This window comes from Shewanella sp. ANA-3 (assembly GCF_000203935.1).
Classification (GTDB): Bacteria; Pseudomonadota; Gammaproteobacteria; order Enterobacterales; family Shewanellaceae; genus Shewanella.
This window is the reverse complement of record NC_008577.1, coordinates 318,673-336,149: the sequence shown is the minus strand read 5'-3', so window position 1 is coordinate 336,149 and position 17,477 is coordinate 318,673. Positions and strand designations below refer to the sequence as shown.

Below are 17,477 nucleotides of genomic sequence, written 5' to 3'. Positions count from 1 at the left end.
GATGAGATTGCACTCAAATACCGTGCACTAAAATGGTGTTGTAACGGTGCGCACCAAAATGGATTAATGCACCAAAATGCCACATACAAACGCACCAATATAGTGCAGCGCAAAGTAAATTGTTGTGCACTAAAATATATAGCCTTTTATTATCAACACCTTAAATTGTTGGCATAGATATCGCTATATAGCTTGTAAGTTTGGCTCAAGCACGACTTGAGTTAAAAGATTATAGAAGGGACATCCCTTTACCCTACCGGAGACTTGAGAATGTCAGTTGAATCAGTTTTAAAGCAACTTGAAGAATTAGAAGTTAAGTTTGTTGATTTACGTTTTACCGACACCAAAGGTAAAGAGCAGCACGTATCTATTCCTGCTCATCAGGTAGACGCTGATTTCTTCGAAGACGGCAAAATGTTTGACGGTTCGTCAATCGCTGGCTGGAAAGGCATTAACGAATCAGACATGGTGCTGATGCCAGACCCAACCACGTTTGTATTAGACCCATTCACCGAAGAAACCACTGCACTGATCCGCTGTGACATTCTCGAGCCAGGCACTATGACTGGTTATGACCGTGACCCACGTTCTATCGCGAAAAAAGCGGAAGAATACTTACGCTCTACCGGTATCGCTGACACTGTATTAGTTGGACCAGAACCAGAATTCTTCCTGTTCGACGACGTACGTTTCGGTACTGACATGTCTGGTTGTTTCGTGAAAATCGACGCTAAAGAAGCGGCATGGAACTCTGGCACTAGCTACGAAGGTGGTAACACTGGTCACCGTCCATTCGTGAAAGGCGGTTACTTCCCAGTAGCTCCTGTTGACTCTTCACAAGACTTACGTAGCGCTATGTGTTTAGTGCTCGAAGAAATGGGTCAAGTAGTTGAAGCTCACCACCACGAAGTGGCGACTGCGGGTCAAAACGAAATCGCAACTCGCTTCAACACTCTGACTAAGAAAGCGGACGAAATCCAAATTCTGAAGTACGTAGTACACAACATGGCTCACGCCTACGGTAAGACTGCGACTTTCATGCCTAAGCCAATCGTTGGCGACAACGGTAGCGGTATGCACGTTCACCAATCTCTGTCTAAAGACGGTGTGAACCTGTTCGCTGGCGACAAATACGCTGGTTTAAGTGAAACTGCACTGTACTACATCGGTGGTATCATCAAGCACGCTCGCGCACTGAACGCCTTCACTAACCCAAGCACTAACTCTTACAAGCGTTTAGTACCACACTTTGAAGCGCCAGTGATGTTAGCTTACTCAGCACGTAACCGCAGCGCTTCAATCCGTATTCCAGTGGTACCAAGCCCTAAAGGCCGTCGTATCGAAACTCGCTTCCCAGATCCACATGCAAACCCATACTTAGGTTTCGCAGCGCTGCTGATGGCGGGTATCGACGGTATCCAAAACAAGATCCATCCAGGCGAAGCTATGGATAAAGACTTGTACGATCTGCCAGCGGAAGAAGCGGCTGAAATCCCACAAGTAGCGACTTCATTAGAAAACGCACTTGAGAACCTGCAAGCTGACCACGAGTTCTTAACTCGCGGCGGTGTATTCAGCGAAGATTTCATCCAATCTTACATTGCACTGAAATCTGCAGAAGCTGAGCGTGTAAGCCGTACAACTCACCCATTAGAGTTCGAGATGTACTACAGCCTGTAATGGCTAACGGCATCGATTAGCTGCACAACATCTAAAAGCCCCGACAGTCTTCTGTCGGGGCTTTTTTGTCTCTATCGTTCTGTGACTCCTAATTATTCCCCCTGCATATTCGACACCTCTACACACATAACCCCTGACCTCTCGTTGTTATTTACCCATTTGTTGTCATCGAGTGATTTACAACGTGTAAAAAAGTAAAGGCTTTGTAAATTCAATTAATAACAATTCTCAATTACAACTATAATAATGCGTCTTTTTTGGAGCCAAACACGGAATACTCTCCATTCACATTCAGTTAGCGCATTGAATTCAAATCATTAAAAACGCTTTCTGGGTCGCGAGAAAATGGCACCACAATGCTGTCCTTTTGGCTTCTCATGTACCTGTTGTTTTTGATGGAGAATGCTATGCCTAAGTCTATGGGGCCGATAAGCCTAGTCGCCGCCGCAGTTATCTGCCAACTGGGGCTTATTAATGTGGCGACAGCCGCTGAAAACGAGATGGAGCGCATGGTGGTCTCCGCCACCCGTTCACCTACCCAAATCAGCGATCTATCCAGCACAGTGTGGATCATTGATGAAGCCAGCATTCGCGAGCAAACCGATAGCGGCAAAGGGATTAAGGAAATGCTCGCCGCCTTAGTGCCGTCGATGGATGTGTCCAGCCAAGGGCGCACCAACTTTGGCCAGAATATTCGCGGTCGCGCCATGGTGGTATTAATCGATGGCGTGTCGATGAACACCTCTCGCAGCATCAGCCGTCAGCTAGACAGTATCGATCCATTCAATATTGCGCGCGTCGAGGTACTGGCTGGCGCGTCGGCTATCTATGGTGGTGGCGCACTGGGCGGTGCCATTAATATCGTCACTAAAAAAGCGGCTGACAGCAGTGATACCTTCGAGGCCGAAGCAGGATTTAAGTCCGGCTTTAATAGCAGTGATGATTTAGATTATCGCACCGCGCTGGCGGTTACCGGGGGCAGTGATTCGCTTAAGGGACGCTTCAGCGCCGCTTGGCAAGAAAACGGCCAGTGGTTTGATGGCAGTGACAATCCTGTGATGCTGGATATCTCGCAAACCGGAATGCAGTACACCCAAGGTTATGATTTGATGGCGAATATGGATTGGCAGCTTGCCAATGACGCCAGCCTCAGCGCCATGGCGCAATACTATCGCAATGGTTCAGACGAAGAACATGGCCTGTATATGGGTGAGAACTTCTCCGGTGTCACGGGCGATGCCTCAGTGCTGGAAACCCGTAAAGGATTGGACGCTGACCGCAGCCCCGCCACCGAGCGTACTTTACTGAATCTGTCCTACTCCCAGGATGAGTTTCTGGGTCAAACCCTGTATTTACAAGGCTTTTATCGCAAAGAGAATCTGGATTTCCACCCGTTCCCCTATGTCAATGAAACCAGTGGCGTCTACAACTTCTCTGCATCGGCCCAAAACACCAGCATCTATGGTTTGAAAGCGGTCGTAGAATCCAAACCCGTCGATAGCCTCACACTCACTTGGGGACTGGATTGGGATAAAGAAAGTTTTGATTCGAACCAAATGAGCTTCGACCTCAATGCCGCCAACCAACACGGCGGCTTAGTGATGCGCGAGCTGTTCACTACCGGCCGTTATGTCGACTTTACGGTCGAGTCTATTGCGGCATTTATCCAAAGCAGTTGGGAGATGAATAGCTTTTTGGTGCTAAACGCTGGCTATCGTTATCAACACATGGAAAACAGCGTTGATGATTTTATCGGTTATAACCAGCAGGTGGCGATCGCCTCCGGCAAGGCTAAGGGGGCCGATGCCATTAAAGGCGGCAGCACCGACTATAACATCGGCTTAGTCAACCTTGGCTTGGTGGCCAAGTTGAGCCAAGACCAACAACTCTGGCTTGCCTATTCCCAAGGCTTTGAGCTGCCAGACCTGTCGAAATACTATGGCCGCGGCACCTACAAGGCCGATGCCGATGGTTACTTACAGCTGCAAAATAGCATCAATATCAATGATACCCGTCTTGACGGGATCAAAACCGACTCCATGGAGCTGGGATGGCGTTATCTTGCAGACCGTTGGCAGGCGCAAGCCAGCGTCTACTATGCCGTGTCTGACAAGGTCATTGAGGTTAACAGCAAAGATCTGACCATCAATGTCAAAGACCAAGATAAGCGCAGCTATGGCCTAGAGGCACAGCTTAACTTTGATATCACCTCAGATTGGCAAGTCGGCACCAACCTGCATCTGGTACGCAGTGAAGTGAAGGATGAAGATCGCTGGAACGATGAAACCGTCACTTATGCCTCACCCTCTAAGGCCACTGCTTTTATTGGCTGGCGCGGCGAGACACAGAAGATCCGTTTACAGGCAGAGCACAGTTTTAGCGCCGAATCTGACTATCGCTTCAAAACCGACGATGGCCTAGCGAGTGAGCTTGATAGCTACACAACGCTGGATTTACTGGGCTCTATCGATTTACCCGTCGGTACCTTGAGCTACGGCATCGAAAACCTGCTCGATAAAGACTACAGCACCCTGTGGGGCCAAAGAGCTGTGTACTTCTACAGCCCAACCTACGGCCCTGAGTCTATGTTCGACTACCACGGCCGTGGCCGCACCTTTGCCCTCAATTATCAACTGAGTTGGTGATAACAGGCTAAAAGGCATCAATCACTTGTGTCAGCCTTCCCTTAAGGCAGGCTGAGCAAATGCCACAAACAAAAAACGGTCCCCAAGTGGACCGTTTTTTATGCCGATGCAAGCAGAATCAAGCTGATTATTTGCAACGACCAATGCGCGAACCCGTGCTCGTGACTTTGTCGCAATCTTTTTTGGTGACTTTCTTCTCGGCGCTGCTTGCCACCGTCGAATCGGTATCTGTGTCATTTACCGATGCGCAGCCACTCAAACCTAATACGGCAACGGGTAACAGTATCGCAATCCATTTTTTTAGCATTTTATTCATCCCTGATTAAATAGTAATTTTGGCCTTGGGTATTTGCATGCAACCCAGAGTGGTTAAGCTAATCAATAAACGAGTGTGGCACAACGCTACAAACGAGCCTAACTAGGTAAATACACCTTTTTACTGACGTGCACTCGCCGTGTGGCTAATACGTCTAAACAGAAGCTATCGCGTTAACCAGAGCCGTATCGTCCAAAATCGGATGAAGAAGAGACTCAAGCACGCTGGTTACCCGTGAACCCAAAACCCAAACCAACCCCAAGCCCAAGCCAAAGCCAAAGCCAAAGCCAAAGCCAAAAAACAGTTTATTTCCAATCCCTTCTTGCACTTATTTACATGACTCGCTAGCTTGAGCATGTCCATGCTGCATGATTGTTCCCTTTCATTTGGGCGCTCCTAATGACTCACCGAAACAATGATAAAAATAATAGGCGCTTAGCTATGTGGCAAAAACTCAAACCCTATCAAGACTCTATTGTGCTACTCAGCGCATTATTACTCGGCGGCATTATCGGCATCTATTGGCCATCCTTGGCACTCAAGCTCAAGCCATTAGGGCAAATCTTTCTGAATCTGTTGTTCATGATTATCGTGCCCTTGGTGGCGATCAGCGTGACCTCATCAATAGCCCGCATGACGGACTTAAAAAAGCTCGGGGCGATTTTAGCGTCGATTATGGGCGTCTCGATTCTGATGGCGATTATTCCCGCCGTCGGCATCACCTTACTAGCATTGGTGTTTGATCCAGCCCAAGGCGTGACCCTCGATCTTAATCAAACCGTTAGCGATACCTCGGGGAAGATGGATTTTGTGGCGCTGCTGACCACTAATGACTTTTCTGGATTACTCTCCAAATCCAATATCTTGGCGCTTATCATCATGTCGGTGATTGCCGGAATCGCCATAGGTCAATCGGGGGAAGATGGCCGTAAAGTTTCGGCACTGCTCGACAGTTTTAATACCGTGATCATGAAGATTGTCAGCATTATTATGCTGGCAGCCCCCGTCGGCCTTGGCGCTTACTTTGCCTCCACCATGGCGAGTCAAGATCCGCAGCTTGTGGTGACCTTTGCCCGCGCCGTAGGATTATTTTTAGTGGCCTGTTTTATCTACCTTACCGTCGGCTCCACCTTTTATGCCTGGCTTGGTGGTGGCATGCACGGGATTAGACAATTTTGGCGACACGCCCTCGAGCCCGCAGTGACTGCATTAGGTACTACCTCCTCCCTCGCGACCCTGCCCGTCACCTTAAGGGCGGCGCTGAAGATGGGGATAAAACCCGAAATAGCCGATATCAGCCTGCCGCTGCTGGTGAATTTAAATAAGGGCGGCGCATCCATTATCACCGCCTTGAAGATTGTATTTATTTACTCTCTGCTCGGTTTAGATTTTACGGTCGATGTGTTTATGGTGACCATACTCATCTCAGTCCTGTCCGCCTTCATCATTGGCGGCGTGCCGGGCGGCGCTTTTCTCGGGGAGATTTTTATCGTCACTGCCTTAGGGTTACCAATGGAAACCATCCCCATTTTGGTGGTGATAGGCGCCATTACCGACGCACCTTCCACCGTGATAAACGTCGTCCATGATCTGAATGCCAGCCAGATTGTTGAACGCCTCAACTGCAAACGGATTGAGTCATAACAGGGCAATTGCCAAATAATTGACAACGAAACTCATCTGATTAGAATGCCAAACCATTGAAACAGAGCACATTTGTGCCGAGTAAAATCCGCTATGCTGCCACAGTACCAATACACTTAGTCGATCAAACGAGTCAGTCACATAGAAGCAATGCGGTTTTTCATACATAAACAATGGAGTGGTTATGCGTTGGTTGGCTTGGTTAGTTGTATGCGGGTCTCTCACCGGATGCGCAGCGGTAACGTCGAGAATGGGAGCAGATTCAACCTGGGGTCACTCTTTTTCGAGTGTGCAAACGGCTGTCGATAATGGCGAGGAGTGTGTGGTGATATCCGCGATATCCGCTCCGCCTCTGCTGCTGTTTACTATCCCACTGACACTGGTGGATATGGGCGGCTCACTGGTAGTCGATGCAGTGATGCTACCCGCTGATTTGGCGATCACCCCAAGCAATCCTGAGCTTCGCACTCCGCGGTCTATGTTCTGTCGCTATAACTACAGCATTTAAGCGCATCCGCCACCCATAAATTACCTTAGCCTCAACCAGTGAGACTAAGGGTTGATGTTATATCGGCATTGGGGTAACTAGGTCGACTTAGCGCACCCCATTCATAGCCGCTTCGAGCAAGCCCTGTTCAATCCGTTAACGATGGGCTCTTATTACCTCCAGCAATTTCGCGATATCGGCCTCATCGTTATAGATATGCGGCGATACGCGTATTCCTAAACTGCGGGCATCGACACTGATATTCGCCTCCGCCAACGCCGCCATGATGGGTGCTTGGCGCTCGCCAAATTGTAGGATCAAGGTGCCACTGCGTTTATCGGCTTCCCGCGGCGAGACCAACTCAGGCTCTAATGTCTGTACAACTGCCTCCATCAACTGCAAGTTATGTTCACGCATCGCCTGTGAGCCAATATTGGCAAAATATTGAATGCTGTGGGCAGCAATCGCATAGGGCGCGATAGAAGGTGTACCACCCCAAAACCGCAGCGCAGTTGGGTGATAGCGAAAATCATGGATATCAAAGTCGAAGGGATTTTCATGGCTAAACCAACCCACATCCTGCGGCTGACACTGGGGCAAAATCGCCGGATTGACCCACAGATACGCAGCCCCAGGGCCTGAGCATAACCATTTCACACTCGAACCAATCATAAAGTCCGGCTGTAGCTTGGCTAAATCCAGCGGCAAAACCCCAGCCGATTGCGCCACATCCACTAGGCTCAAGCAGCCACGCTCACGGGCAAGGGGAATGATCTGCGCCAATGGCGCCTGCTGACCCGTATTGGAATAAGCATGGCTAACAAAGACTAAATCGACATCGGCACAAATATGCGCGTCCCACACATTGGGGTCGGTGACATCTAAACCCTTGGGAATAAAGCGCAATTCACAGCTTGCGGGCAATGCCTTTTTCAGGGCAAACCCCATGCTGGGAAAATCAATCTCGCTCATCAGCACCACGGCGCCATCGCGATTTAATCTATCGAGGGACATCACAATTTTGGTCAATGCGCTCGATAGATTCACCTGCGGGCAAAAATCCTGTGGTTGACCATTGAATAGGCTCGCCAGCGCCGCGGTAAAGTTATCGATGACGCCCAACCATTGACCCCAAGGCTCGCGGCCAGACTCTTGCCAGGGCGCAAAAAATGCCTGCTTAAATGCCTGTTCGGTCGATTTGAGTGGCCGCCCCACTGAATGGTTAAGCAAATAGCCTGGGCCTGCGAGGCAAAAGTCTTGTTTTACATTTAGCAGCATGACCTTACCTTAAACTGTCTTTGAGTTTCTTCAGATCGTGATAACGGGTGCGAATATCGTGTCGCAACACCGCGGCGCGTCTATCCCTTAAGCGCTCGAGGGAGCCGAGCAGCACATGCAATGGTGGGCCACTGGCGGTGACCTTGGCTAAATGTTGCTGCTCCATATTCACCGAAGGCTCGGCAATGTATTTAGTCACTAACTCATTGTGGTGTTGAATGGCGGTTTCGCCATGTAATTCACAAACTTCGATAAACAGCTTGAGGTTTTCCTGATACCAATCCTGCTGCACGCAGGCCTTCGATTGTAAAAAGTCATCCATCAAATTCGGGCGACGCATACACTCCCGCAGGATTTGTTGGTCCTCTGGCATCATGTATAAAAACTTATCCACCAGCATTTGCGAATAGGCCGATTCGTTGGCAAAACAGAGACCTAAGGTTAAATCGATAACGTTAATCCCGGCAAAGTCGCCAGCATTGGCGCCGCGATATACCACAGAGCCAACTCGATAGGGTTTGTAATAGGGACGCACACAATAGAAAAAGCGGTCGGTATCTAAACGTTTGAATAATTGCTGATTTGACTCAATCACATCCTGCAATGCCTGCTTGGCGACCCGCAATAAATCGTGGCTAATCGGATGAGAGATCCCCAAGGGCTGGATTTTTAATAAGGCATCGCTGGCGCGCTTATAGGCCAAGATGCCCTTAGTGTTGTAATCCACAAACAGCTTTTCGTCGGGCAGATCGGTAAAGCGTTTGTAGATACCATTGTGGGCACGGTTATGGGTGGTTAAATGAGCAGTAGCAAAGCGCGGCGTCACGCCGATGGAGGCGCCGATATGCATAGCGAGCGCCGAAGCTTCTACCAGTGGCGAAGTGGTTTCCCGTGTCGGTTCGGTAATTTCATGGCGACGGCAGGCGGCCATATACAGGCCGACATTCCCCAGCAGATCGAAGGCACTGTCGAAGCCTTCATCGGTATTGCCTTCATCGAGCAGCGCCTTAATCAGTTCGCGCCCTTCGCTTTCTAGTGTTTGCTTAAGCTCGGTGCCGATATCTTGCACATTGGCACGGTCGCTCTGCTGGTAATAATGCTGTTCGAGCTGGGAGTTGAGTTCCACAAAGCGACTGCGGATCCACTCATCGAAGGCTTCGGTGTTATAGGTGGCAGGTTTCACTTGGACATCCTTGGAAATTGTTATGGTTATTTTTACCAGAGCAAGTACTGATAGACGCGTTTTTACTTGGCGACTGGCGTCTTTAGCGTATCCGAGTTAACAAGAATGCAACTTCTGCTCGCGCGTTTCTAGCGCTAGCTCAAATTTATGAAAAATCCAATGCCACTTTTTATTTACACCTTGCGCCAGCGCAAGTTCTCAAATCCATTCCCCTCGCACAATAGCGCCAAATACAGCTAGTTCTAATGCAAATCGCGCGGCAGGTTCCGCAGGGGTGAATCAAATGATTTTAATGGAGTTTATTGTCGTACTCGGCTGTTTACTGCTCGGTACCCGTTACGGTGGTATGGGGCTCGGGTTGATAAGTGGTATTGGCTTATTTTTACTGACATTTGTGTTTGGTCTCGCCCCCGGACAACCGCCAGTACAAGTGATGCTCACCATTCTTGCGGTGATCGGCTGCGCCTCAGTACTGCAAACCGCAGGCGGTTTAAATGTGATGATGCAGTTTGCCGAGCGTTTACTGCGCCGCCACCCACAATACATCACCATTCTGGCGCCGCTAACCACTTGGACCTTAACCTTCTTATGCGGAACTGGCCACGTGGTTTACACCATGTTCCCGATCATCTCCGACATCGCCCTGAAGAAAAATATTCGTCCAGAACGCCCGATGGCCGTGGCCTCGGTCGCCTCGCAAATGGCGATTTGCGCCTCTCCGGTGTCGGTCGCAGTGGTTTCTATGGTATCGATTTTGGCGGCGCAGCACGGCGTTGGTCATGCCTATAGCATGCTGGAAATTTTAATGGTGTCCGTACCAGCATCCCTTTGCGGCGTGTTAGTGGCGGCACTCTGGAGCCTGCGTCGTGGTAAAGATCTAGATAAGGACGAAGAGTTTCAGGCGCGAATTAAAGATCCCGAACAAAGGGCATTTATCTACGACAAGAGCGAGACTCTGCTGGAACAAACCTTTCCTAAGGAAGCCTATTGGGCAACGGGGATTTTCTTTACCGCTATCGCCGCCGTGGTGTTACTCGGTTCCTTTAGCGAACTGCGGCCTGTGTTTGAGGTAAAGGGCAAGTTGGCGCCGCTGTCGATGAACTTAGTGATCCAGATGATGATGTTGATCGCTGGGGCTTTTATCTTAATGAGCTGCAAAGTCAAACCCACAGAAATTGCCAATGGCCCAGTGTTTAAAGCTGGCATGGTGGCGATTTTCTCGGTATTTGGCGTGGCTTGGATGAGTGATACTTACTTTATCAGCCATATGGATGTGCTGAAGGAAAACCTCTCCCATGTGGTGCAAAACCAACCTTGGACCTATGCCTTAGTGCTGTTTTTAATCTCAAAACTGGTCAACAGCCAAGCGGCGGCGCTCACGGCTATCGCGCCCATGGGCTTGGCTTTAGGCGTTGATCCTAAGCTGTTGATTGCCTTTTTACCCGCAAGCTATGGTTACTTTGTACTACCTACTTATCCAAGCGATTTGGCCTGCATCGGCTTCGACCGAACTGGCACCACCAAAATTGGTAAGTTCATCATTAACCACAGCTTTATTATTCCGGGATTGATCGGTGTGGGTACGGCGTCGACCGTCGGTTATCTGCTGGCGACCACCTTACTGTAAGCACGGTTTGAAGCGATAAAACACATAAGGCCGATAATGTGAAAGTATTATCGGCCTTATGATTGATACGAAAGAAAAAACTAAGCGCGATACATGGCGAGAAACATACGGATATTGGCATCGATAATATCTTGTTGGTACTCGTCATGACTTTTCATATGGAACAATTTAGGCCAAAAGGCGAATGCCTTAAACATGCCCCAAAACTGAGTGGCCGCCAGAGGGATATTATCGATTTTCAACGCCTTATGAGCCACGGCTCCGGCAAGCCACGCCTCTAATCCACCCTCTTGCTTGGCTAATCGTTCCATGGCCTCGGTCGCTTGAACCGGTGACCGAATAAACTCTGCCATCACTACCCTTGCCACTCGCAGGAAATCCGGTTGCTGATACAGCTCCCAGCAGCGGCGCGCGATGTGTTGCAATTGAGACTCAAGGCTTTGCTCGGGATTAAATGCCAAGGTGGCCGCTTCCTTGGTCCGTGCCCACAGGTCACTTGTTGTCGCCTCGAATAACACTTCTTTGCTGGGGAAATGGTTGTAAACGGTGCGCTTGGAGACATTGGCACGCTGGGCAATTCTATCCATGCTGGCGCCGGCAAAACCATTGACCATAAATTCTTCCTGTGACGCGTCGAGGATCGCTAAACGCTTCAGTTGGGAATGTGTCAGTTTCACTGCTTTTTCTGCCATTGCGGTACGCCATCAAAATATTTGCCGATATTTTACACTATTGAGTTTACTTTTGCACAACCCTGAGTAAACTACACTGTGTAGTTTACTTTTATCAAGTTTACAATGCGACTCAAAATCACCTTGGCCCTACTGCTACTCGGGAGCGTTATTATGACCTTAGATCCCAATATCATTGAAACTAGCCCATCGGAGGGTCAACGCTTTCGTAATGAAGCGCCAAATGCTCACAGTGGTGAAGGTAATCTACCAGCCATTTTATGGCGTTATGTCACTGAACGCATTCCCGACAAGAGTCCAAACCAGCCGCTACCGATTCAGTCAATGCGGCTGCCTGCCACGGCTGATGACACACCTATGCTGTATAAAATCAGCCACTCGACCGTGCTGTTACAGCTAAACGGCCAGTATTGGTTAACCGATCCTGTGTTTTCAAAGCGCGCCTCACCTAGCCAATGGTTTGGCCCAAAACGCTTCCATACTCTGCCGATTGAGCTCGAAAACATTCCGGCACTCGCTGGGATTATCTTGTCCCACGATCATTACGATCACTTAGACAAGCAGAGCGTGTTAGCACTCGCTGCGCGCACTCAGAAGTTTATTGTGCCACTGGGCGTCGATAAGCATCTTATTGGTTGGGGTATTCCTAAGGAAAAAATTGTCGCCCTCAACTGGTGGCAAGCAACCGAGCACCAAGGAGTGCGCTTTACCGCCACCCCAGCGCAACATTTCTCGGGCCGTGGGCTTAGGGATAAGAATCAAACCCTGTGGGCCTCTTGGGCGATTCAATCCCCTGAATTAAACATCTTTTTCAGTGGTGACTCTGGGTATTTTGATGGCTTTAAAAAAATTGGCGATAAACTGGGCCCCTTCGACCTCACCTTAGTCGAAACTGGCGCCTACGATGAGATGTGGGCCGATATCCACATGCAACCTGAGCAATCGCTGCGGGCGCATTTAGATCTACAAGGCCAATACCTTATCCCAATCCACAACAGCAGTTTCGACCTAGCGCTGCACAGTTGGTATGAACCCTTAGAGCGGATCGCCGCAGCGGCGAAGGCCTATGCCGTTCCTCTGCTGACCCCTGAGTTTGGTCAAGGGATTAATCTCAATGAGTTAGCCCACAGCCCAGCGCTCAATCAAGGGTGGTGGAAGTCATACTTACCCAAAGACAGGCCCGAGTTTGAAGTGGTTCCAGTCAAACTTGCCTCCAACAAATAATCATAGCCGATGCCTCCTTAGCGGCACTTAACCATTGCGCCGCTAAGGATCTCCCCACCAATAGCCCAACGAAAGTATTAAGCTCCTGGCAAACCGCCAGTACGCCTAGACGTTTTTAGCGACAACAGCATACAATCCGACCTTGTATCCTGCTGAATCAATTTATCTTTTGAGAATGTCGTACTAAAGATGGTCAAAGGTTTTCGTTTATTGCTACTCACAGTAAGCCTAGTCTGCGGTCTTGGTTATCTCGGCTACCACGGGCTGACTCGTTATAACTTAAATACGGACTATCAAGTGAGTGATGTGCTCGACTCACTCAATGGCGTCGAGATTTATTATAACGGCGGCGTCAACACTAACGAGGGGCGCAACCTCTCCCTCGACGGCTATAATCTGGGTATCAAATACCAATGCGTAGAGTTCGTTAAACGTTACTTTTACCTGCGTTATCAGCACAAAATGCCCGACAGTTTCGGTCACGCCAAAGACTTCTTCAATGACCTTTTGCCCGATGCGAGCTGGAATGAAAAACGCGCCCTACGGCAATATACCAATGGCAGCCAAAGCAAGCCGATGGCTGATGATTTACTGGTATTCGCGCCATGGGTGTTTAATCCCTACGGCCATGTCGCCATTATCGCCAACGTCACAGAAACCAGTATCGAAATTGCCCAGCAAAATCCCGGCCCTTTTGCACCGTCACGGGAGGTTTTTCCCTTAGTGCAACGTGAAGGCCTGTGGTATATCGATGCCCCTCGCACTAAGGGCTGGTTACGCTGGGAAGCTCCAGCTGTCACGATGATGAAGGGAAGTGCTGAGGATAATGTGGAGCCAAATATCCAAGTTAACCAACAAGCTATTCTCCTTAAACTGTGAATGTCGTAGAGGTAAAAATGAGACTACTCGACTGGCTAAAACGACACCTTGGCCCTAAGGCAAATACGGACTCACAGACTACGGATCTTCAAGCAATTTTTAGCGAAGCACTAGCGCCAAGCCTGTCTTTGCCCAGCCAGCAAGTTTATCCCATCGTCACCCCTGCAATGCGGCCAGACTTAGCCGCCTATCAAGTTCATTGTTTGTTGAACAAGCAAGATAAACAACGACTCGATGCCTTGCTCAGCGACACAGGATTTGATGAAGGAGTGAGTCTAGATACAGTATTCAATGGTGTTTTACATCACGCCGATAGACCAACTAAGGTATTTCTACATCAATATGCTGATTTTGCGGGGATCTGCGTGCTACTGATCAGCAATGATATCGCGCTGCTGCAACGGCTAATCGCCTTTAAGGCCGCGCCACCTGCACCGTGGGAAAGCTTTCCCGAGGTCGATCCTGATACGCTCGGTAGTCTGCAGGGCAATATTGAGTTTTGGTGTGATACGTTTTGGCGACCTTACTGGTTATCAATCAGTGAGGCCGAGCGCAGCCAGTATCCCGCTAATTGGCATGAATTCAGTGAGTTTCACTAACAGCGTTATACCGAGGTCAAAATGAAGCTCAAATTCATTACTCTTGTTATCGCACTTTTTATCCTCGCAGGATGTTTAGTGCCAGAACAGCCCGTCATCCCAGTCAAAGGCGCTAGCAATAAAGACTGGAATAGCCAAACCTTTTGGTATGAACCCTGGGGCAGCTCAGGCACCCACAAAGGCATTGATATTTTTGCCGCAGCCAATACGCCCGTAATCGCGCCAACGCCACTGTTACTGCTGTATAAAGGGGAGTTTTTTAAAGGTGGCAAAGTGATCGTGGGACTCGGCCCGAAATGGCAAATCCACTATTTTGCCCACCTCGATAGCATTAACACATCGGCAGGTTTATTTGCTGGGCGCGGGGATGTGCTCGGCACCGTCGGCACCACGGGGAACGCCCAAGGCAAACCACCCCATTTGCACTATTCCATTGTCAGCCTATTGCCTAGACCTTGGCTGATAGACACTTCCACCCAAGGATATAAGAAGGCGTTTTACTTAAATCCAATCGACTATTTAGACCCTAAGTAGAGGGTTGGTCGGTTAAGCATTCTCGTTAGCGACGAGCTCTGTGGATTGTTCAATGGGTTGTGTCATCTCGGTTTCTGCCGCGATGGCCTGTGCTGCACGCTCGGCTTTAGAAACATATTTAGGCTTATTGCTGCTATGCAACTTAGCATTGGCTTTTTTCGCCTTCTGTTTAAGCGTTTCGTTAATCTTCTTTTTGCGGTTCATATGGGCACCAAGGCGAGAAAAAGGTCGCCATTATAAGCTTCCTTCGACGCGGCAACAAATCGGGGGCTCAGCCTACAAACAAACCCTCAATCTAAATGCACCTATTTGTTCGCCGAATCACAACTCCTAAAAATTGCCACTTTTCCCACGCATTTTATTTACAACTCGACTAGACAAGCCCAATTCACTTCCTTAAAATCCACAGCAATAAAAATCGTTATCATTTGCAATGTTGTTTAACGGAATAGTCTGATGCCAAGGATATCGGTGTAGCAAATTCACTCGCCCTTAGCAGGAAGTTATATGACGTTCAAAACCTCGTTTGTTGCCCTCGCCGTATTTGCGGCCCTCACCCAGTCTGCCGTCGCTCAAGAAACCCCTGATACGGGAACGAATAAGAATAAAGACATCGAAAAGATCACTGTCACCGCGAGCCGCATGGATAAATCGCCAAGCTCGATCCCCAATACAGTGACTATTATCGACCGCGTGCAACTCGAAGAGCAGTTCCGTACCACTAAAGATTTGTCGACTATTATCGGTAACTTAGCACCTAGCTTTTCACCCAGCCGTCAGAAGATGAGCAACACGGGCGAAACCCTGCGTGGCCGTCCGCCATTAATCATGATCGATGGTGTCCCCCAATCCAACCCACTGCGTAGTGGTGGCCGTTCGGGACAAACTATCGACCCCGCGATGATCGAGCGTATTGAAATTATCCACGGCGCCAATGCGATGCACGGCTTAGGCGCGCAGGGCGGCATCATCAACTACATCACCAAAAAACCAACGGGTGATAACCAGCACGTGGTTAGCTTTGATGCCACGGTGCCCGATTCGCTCAAATCTAACGGTGTGAGTTTTGGTGCCAGCTATGCGTTTTCGGGCGAATCCGATCTGATCGATATGTTGGGTTCGGTGAGCTATCGCAATAACGGCGTGTACTACGATGCAAATCACGATGTGATTGGTGTGGACACAACGCAAGGCGAGTCCATGGACAGCCAGAGCAAGGACTTCTTTATCAAACTCGGCCACAACTTTGCCGAATCGCGCTTAGAGTTGATGGTTAACCATTACAACATGGAGAACAATGGCGATTGGATGCCTGTGAAAGGCGATATCACCACTGGCAAGCCCACGGGCGCAATCGAAGAAAAACAACCTTGGGAAGCGGCGAACAACCAAGTCACGACGACTAGCCTCACTTACACCCACGAGAACATTGCCGGCCAACAGCTGAGTGTCCAGCTATTCAATCAGGACTTCGAGGCAGTGTATGGCGGTGGCTGTAACAAGACCTTCTACGATCCTGCATTGGCAAACAACAGTAACTTAGTGCAATGCGAAGGCCCTAAAGGCGAGAGCTGGTACTATGAGCAATCGCGCAACTCTTCGGTCAAATGGGGCTTAAAGACCTCGTTAATTGCGAAAAATATTGCCGATACGGGTATCGATGCCGCCTATGGTATCGACCTATTCCGCGATACCACTGAGCAGGCTTTAGTGCAGACGGGTTTATCGTGGGTGCCTGAAAGCACCTATGACAACTTCGCGCCTTATTTGCAGTTAGATTATGATTTAATTACCGATCTTACCCTATCGACTGGCGTACGCTACGAGCACGCTAAGCTCAATGTCGATGACTACAAGACGCTCTATGGCGCGGGAAATAAACAAATCGAAGGGGGCGAAGCGAGTTTCGACGAAACCCTATTCAACATAGGTATCTCCTACAAGATCACTCCAGATATCCGCGTTTACACTAGCTATAACCAAGGCTTTGGTATGCCTGATATCGGCCGTATTCTGCGCGACGGTAACAGCTTCCCTGGAGCGAACCCCAGCATCAGCGACTCCCTATCTCTTGCACCTATTGTGACGGATAACGTGGAGTTTGGCGCCGATTACCAAGGTGAATACTTAAGCGCTAAGATTTCGTACTACCGCTCAGCCACGGATTATGGCGCCCGTTTAGCCTTAAACAGCGATGGCTTCTACGACGTTAAACGTGAGAAGAGCGTGATTGATGGTATCGAAGCCAATATTACAGCTTACCTGACCAGCAACGATGATCTGGGCATGAATCTGGCGATCCAGCGCGGTGAATACGATTCGAATGATGACAACAAAACAGATACCGATCTCGATGGTGCCAATATTTCACCAAATCGTATCAACCTGTTCTGGACCCATAATTTCGATAACGAGATGTCGACGCGCGTACAGGCAAACTACTTTATGGACCGTGACTTCGAAGATGCCACAGGCGAGAAATATGCCGAGTTTGATGGCTACACGACTGTCGATGCGTCATTCTCTATGCCGCTCTACACTGGCACCTTAACCTTAGGCGTGCAAAACCTGTTTAATAAGGATTATTTCAACTACTACTCACAAACCATGGGTACAAATGATCGTTATTTCAAAGGCATGGGCCGCACTGCGACTATCGGCTATACAGTGGCATTCTAATTAGTACGCT

The 17,477-nt window shown here is 49.2% G+C and carries 15 protein-coding genes; 10 read left to right on the top strand and 5 right to left on the bottom strand.

All coding sequences use genetic code 11. The features are described from left to right. The first annotated feature begins 270 nt into the window (after positions 1–270). Together glnA and SHEWANA3_RS01600 are read left to right on the top strand one after the other, a co-directional pair. Complete coding sequence (glnA, locus tag SHEWANA3_RS01605) at positions 271–1,680, top strand: glutamate--ammonia ligase (RefSeq protein ID WP_011715534.1); 1,410 nt, start codon at positions 271–273, stop codon at positions 1,678–1,680. Between the two features lie 407 nt (positions 1,681–2,087). After that, on the top strand, positions 2,088–4,325 hold the full coding sequence (locus tag SHEWANA3_RS01600; RefSeq protein ID WP_011715533.1) for a TonB-dependent receptor: 2,238 nt from the start codon (positions 2,088–2,090) through the stop codon (positions 4,323–4,325). A 127-nt stretch (positions 4,326–4,452) separates the two neighbouring features. On the opposite strand, the gene SHEWANA3_RS23545 is transcribed toward SHEWANA3_RS01600, so the two are convergent. Beyond that, positions 4,453–4,632, bottom strand: coding sequence for a hypothetical protein (locus tag SHEWANA3_RS23545; RefSeq protein ID WP_166485339.1), 180 nt, complete (start codon positions 4,630–4,632; stop codon positions 4,453–4,455). A 450-nt stretch (positions 4,633–5,082) separates the two neighbouring features. Here SHEWANA3_RS23545 and SHEWANA3_RS01590 point away from each other — a divergent pair, with 450 nt between their 5' ends. Both SHEWANA3_RS01590 and SHEWANA3_RS01585 read left to right on the top strand, forming a co-directional pair. Then, positions 5,083–6,285 (top strand): dicarboxylate/amino acid:cation symporter, encoded by a 1,203-nt coding sequence (locus SHEWANA3_RS01590; RefSeq protein ID WP_041412508.1) that lies wholly within the window; start codon positions 5,083–5,085, stop codon positions 6,283–6,285. 250 nt (positions 6,286–6,535) lie between these two features. Beyond that, positions 6,536–6,793, top strand: a complete 258-nt coding sequence (locus SHEWANA3_RS01585; RefSeq protein ID WP_244096592.1) for a YceK/YidQ family lipoprotein — start codon at positions 6,536–6,538, stop codon at positions 6,791–6,793. Between the two features lie 135 nt (positions 6,794–6,928). On the opposite strand, the gene SHEWANA3_RS01580 is transcribed toward SHEWANA3_RS01585, so the two are convergent. Both SHEWANA3_RS01580 and SHEWANA3_RS01575 read right to left on the bottom strand, forming a co-directional pair. Further along, a complete protein-coding gene (locus SHEWANA3_RS01580; protein WP_011715529.1) occupies positions 6,929–8,050 on the bottom strand; it encodes an aminotransferase class V-fold PLP-dependent enzyme in 1,122 nt (373 codons plus the stop codon). Between the two features lie 4 nt (positions 8,051–8,054). Next, positions 8,055–9,233 (bottom strand): monodechloroaminopyrrolnitrin synthase PrnB family protein, encoded by a 1,179-nt coding sequence (locus SHEWANA3_RS01575; RefSeq protein WP_011715528.1) that lies wholly within the window; start codon positions 9,231–9,233, stop codon positions 8,055–8,057. 283 nt (positions 9,234–9,516) lie between these two features. Between SHEWANA3_RS01575 and SHEWANA3_RS01570 the strand changes: the two genes are divergently transcribed. Beyond that, on the top strand, positions 9,517–10,860 hold the full coding sequence (locus SHEWANA3_RS01570; RefSeq protein ID WP_011715527.1) for an anaerobic C4-dicarboxylate transporter: 1,344 nt from the start codon (positions 9,517–9,519) through the stop codon (positions 10,858–10,860). Positions 10,861–10,940: 80 nt separating this feature from the next. Here SHEWANA3_RS01570 and SHEWANA3_RS01565 read toward each other — a convergent pair whose 3' ends face one another. Further along, positions 10,941–11,552, bottom strand: coding sequence for a TetR/AcrR family transcriptional regulator (locus SHEWANA3_RS01565; protein ID WP_011715526.1), 612 nt, complete (start codon positions 11,550–11,552; stop codon positions 10,941–10,943). Between the two features lie 153 nt (positions 11,553–11,705). Between SHEWANA3_RS01565 and SHEWANA3_RS01560 the strand changes: the two genes are divergently transcribed. From SHEWANA3_RS01560 to SHEWANA3_RS01545, 4 genes are all read left to right on the top strand, one after another. Continuing rightward, positions 11,706–12,776 (top strand): MBL fold metallo-hydrolase, encoded by a 1,071-nt coding sequence (locus SHEWANA3_RS01560; protein WP_041412506.1) that lies wholly within the window; start codon positions 11,706–11,708, stop codon positions 12,774–12,776. Positions 12,777–12,965: 189 nt separating this feature from the next. Further along, entirely contained in the window at positions 12,966–13,655 is a 690-nt protein-coding gene (locus SHEWANA3_RS01555; RefSeq protein WP_011715524.1) for a CHAP domain-containing protein, read from the top strand. 17 nt (positions 13,656–13,672) lie between these two features. Continuing rightward, positions 13,673–14,254 carry a hypothetical protein gene (locus SHEWANA3_RS01550; RefSeq protein WP_011715523.1) on the top strand — a complete coding sequence of 194 codons (582 nt, stop codon included), beginning with the start codon at positions 13,673–13,675 and terminating at the stop codon, positions 14,252–14,254. A gap of 21 nt (positions 14,255–14,275) precedes the next feature. Then, positions 14,276–14,788, top strand: coding sequence for a M23 family metallopeptidase (locus SHEWANA3_RS01545; RefSeq protein WP_011715522.1), 513 nt, complete (start codon positions 14,276–14,278; stop codon positions 14,786–14,788). A gap of 12 nt (positions 14,789–14,800) precedes the next feature. On the opposite strand, the gene SHEWANA3_RS01540 is transcribed toward SHEWANA3_RS01545, so the two are convergent. After that, complete coding sequence (locus tag SHEWANA3_RS01540; RefSeq protein WP_011715521.1) at positions 14,801–14,992, bottom strand: DUF2986 domain-containing protein; 192 nt, start codon at positions 14,990–14,992, stop codon at positions 14,801–14,803. A 303-nt stretch (positions 14,993–15,295) separates the two neighbouring features. Between SHEWANA3_RS01540 and SHEWANA3_RS01535 the strand changes: the two genes are divergently transcribed. Further along, positions 15,296–17,467, top strand: a complete 2,172-nt coding sequence (locus tag SHEWANA3_RS01535) for a TonB-dependent receptor (RefSeq protein ID WP_011715520.1) — start codon at positions 15,296–15,298, stop codon at positions 17,465–17,467. Positions 17,468–17,477: the final 10 nt, after the last annotated feature.

Coding starts and splice junctions, on each gene's coding strand:
- SHEWANA3_RS01550 (WP_011715523.1), top strand. CDS start 13,673: ATGAGACTACTCGACTGGCTAAAACGACACCTTGGCCCTAAGGCAAAT.
- SHEWANA3_RS01585 (WP_244096592.1), top strand. CDS start 6,536: ATGGGAGCAGATTCAACCTGGGGTCACTCTTTTTCGAGTGTGCAAACG.
- SHEWANA3_RS01600 (WP_011715533.1), top strand. CDS start 2,088: ATGCCTAAGTCTATGGGGCCGATAAGCCTAGTCGCCGCCGCAGTTATC.
- glnA (WP_011715534.1), top strand. CDS start 271: ATGTCAGTTGAATCAGTTTTAAAGCAACTTGAAGAATTAGAAGTTAAG.
- SHEWANA3_RS23545 (WP_166485339.1), bottom strand. CDS start 4,632: ATGCTAAAAAAATGGATTGCGATACTGTTACCCGTTGCCGTATTAGGT.
- SHEWANA3_RS01565 (WP_011715526.1), bottom strand. CDS start 11,552: ATGGCAGAAAAAGCAGTGAAACTGACACATTCCCAACTGAAGCGTTTA.
- SHEWANA3_RS01545 (WP_011715522.1), top strand. CDS start 14,276: ATGAAGCTCAAATTCATTACTCTTGTTATCGCACTTTTTATCCTCGCA.
- SHEWANA3_RS01570 (WP_011715527.1), top strand. CDS start 9,517: ATGATTTTAATGGAGTTTATTGTCGTACTCGGCTGTTTACTGCTCGGT.
- SHEWANA3_RS01540 (WP_011715521.1), bottom strand. CDS start 14,992: ATGAACCGCAAAAAGAAGATTAACGAAACGCTTAAACAGAAGGCGAAA.
- SHEWANA3_RS01590 (WP_041412508.1), top strand. CDS start 5,083: ATGTGGCAAAAACTCAAACCCTATCAAGACTCTATTGTGCTACTCAGC.
- SHEWANA3_RS01580 (WP_011715529.1), bottom strand. CDS start 8,050: ATGCTGCTAAATGTAAAACAAGACTTTTGCCTCGCAGGCCCAGGCTAT.
- SHEWANA3_RS01535 (WP_011715520.1), top strand. CDS start 15,296: ATGACGTTCAAAACCTCGTTTGTTGCCCTCGCCGTATTTGCGGCCCTC.
- SHEWANA3_RS01560 (WP_041412506.1), top strand. CDS start 11,706: ATGACCTTAGATCCCAATATCATTGAAACTAGCCCATCGGAGGGTCAA.
- SHEWANA3_RS01555 (WP_011715524.1), top strand. CDS start 12,966: ATGGTCAAAGGTTTTCGTTTATTGCTACTCACAGTAAGCCTAGTCTGC.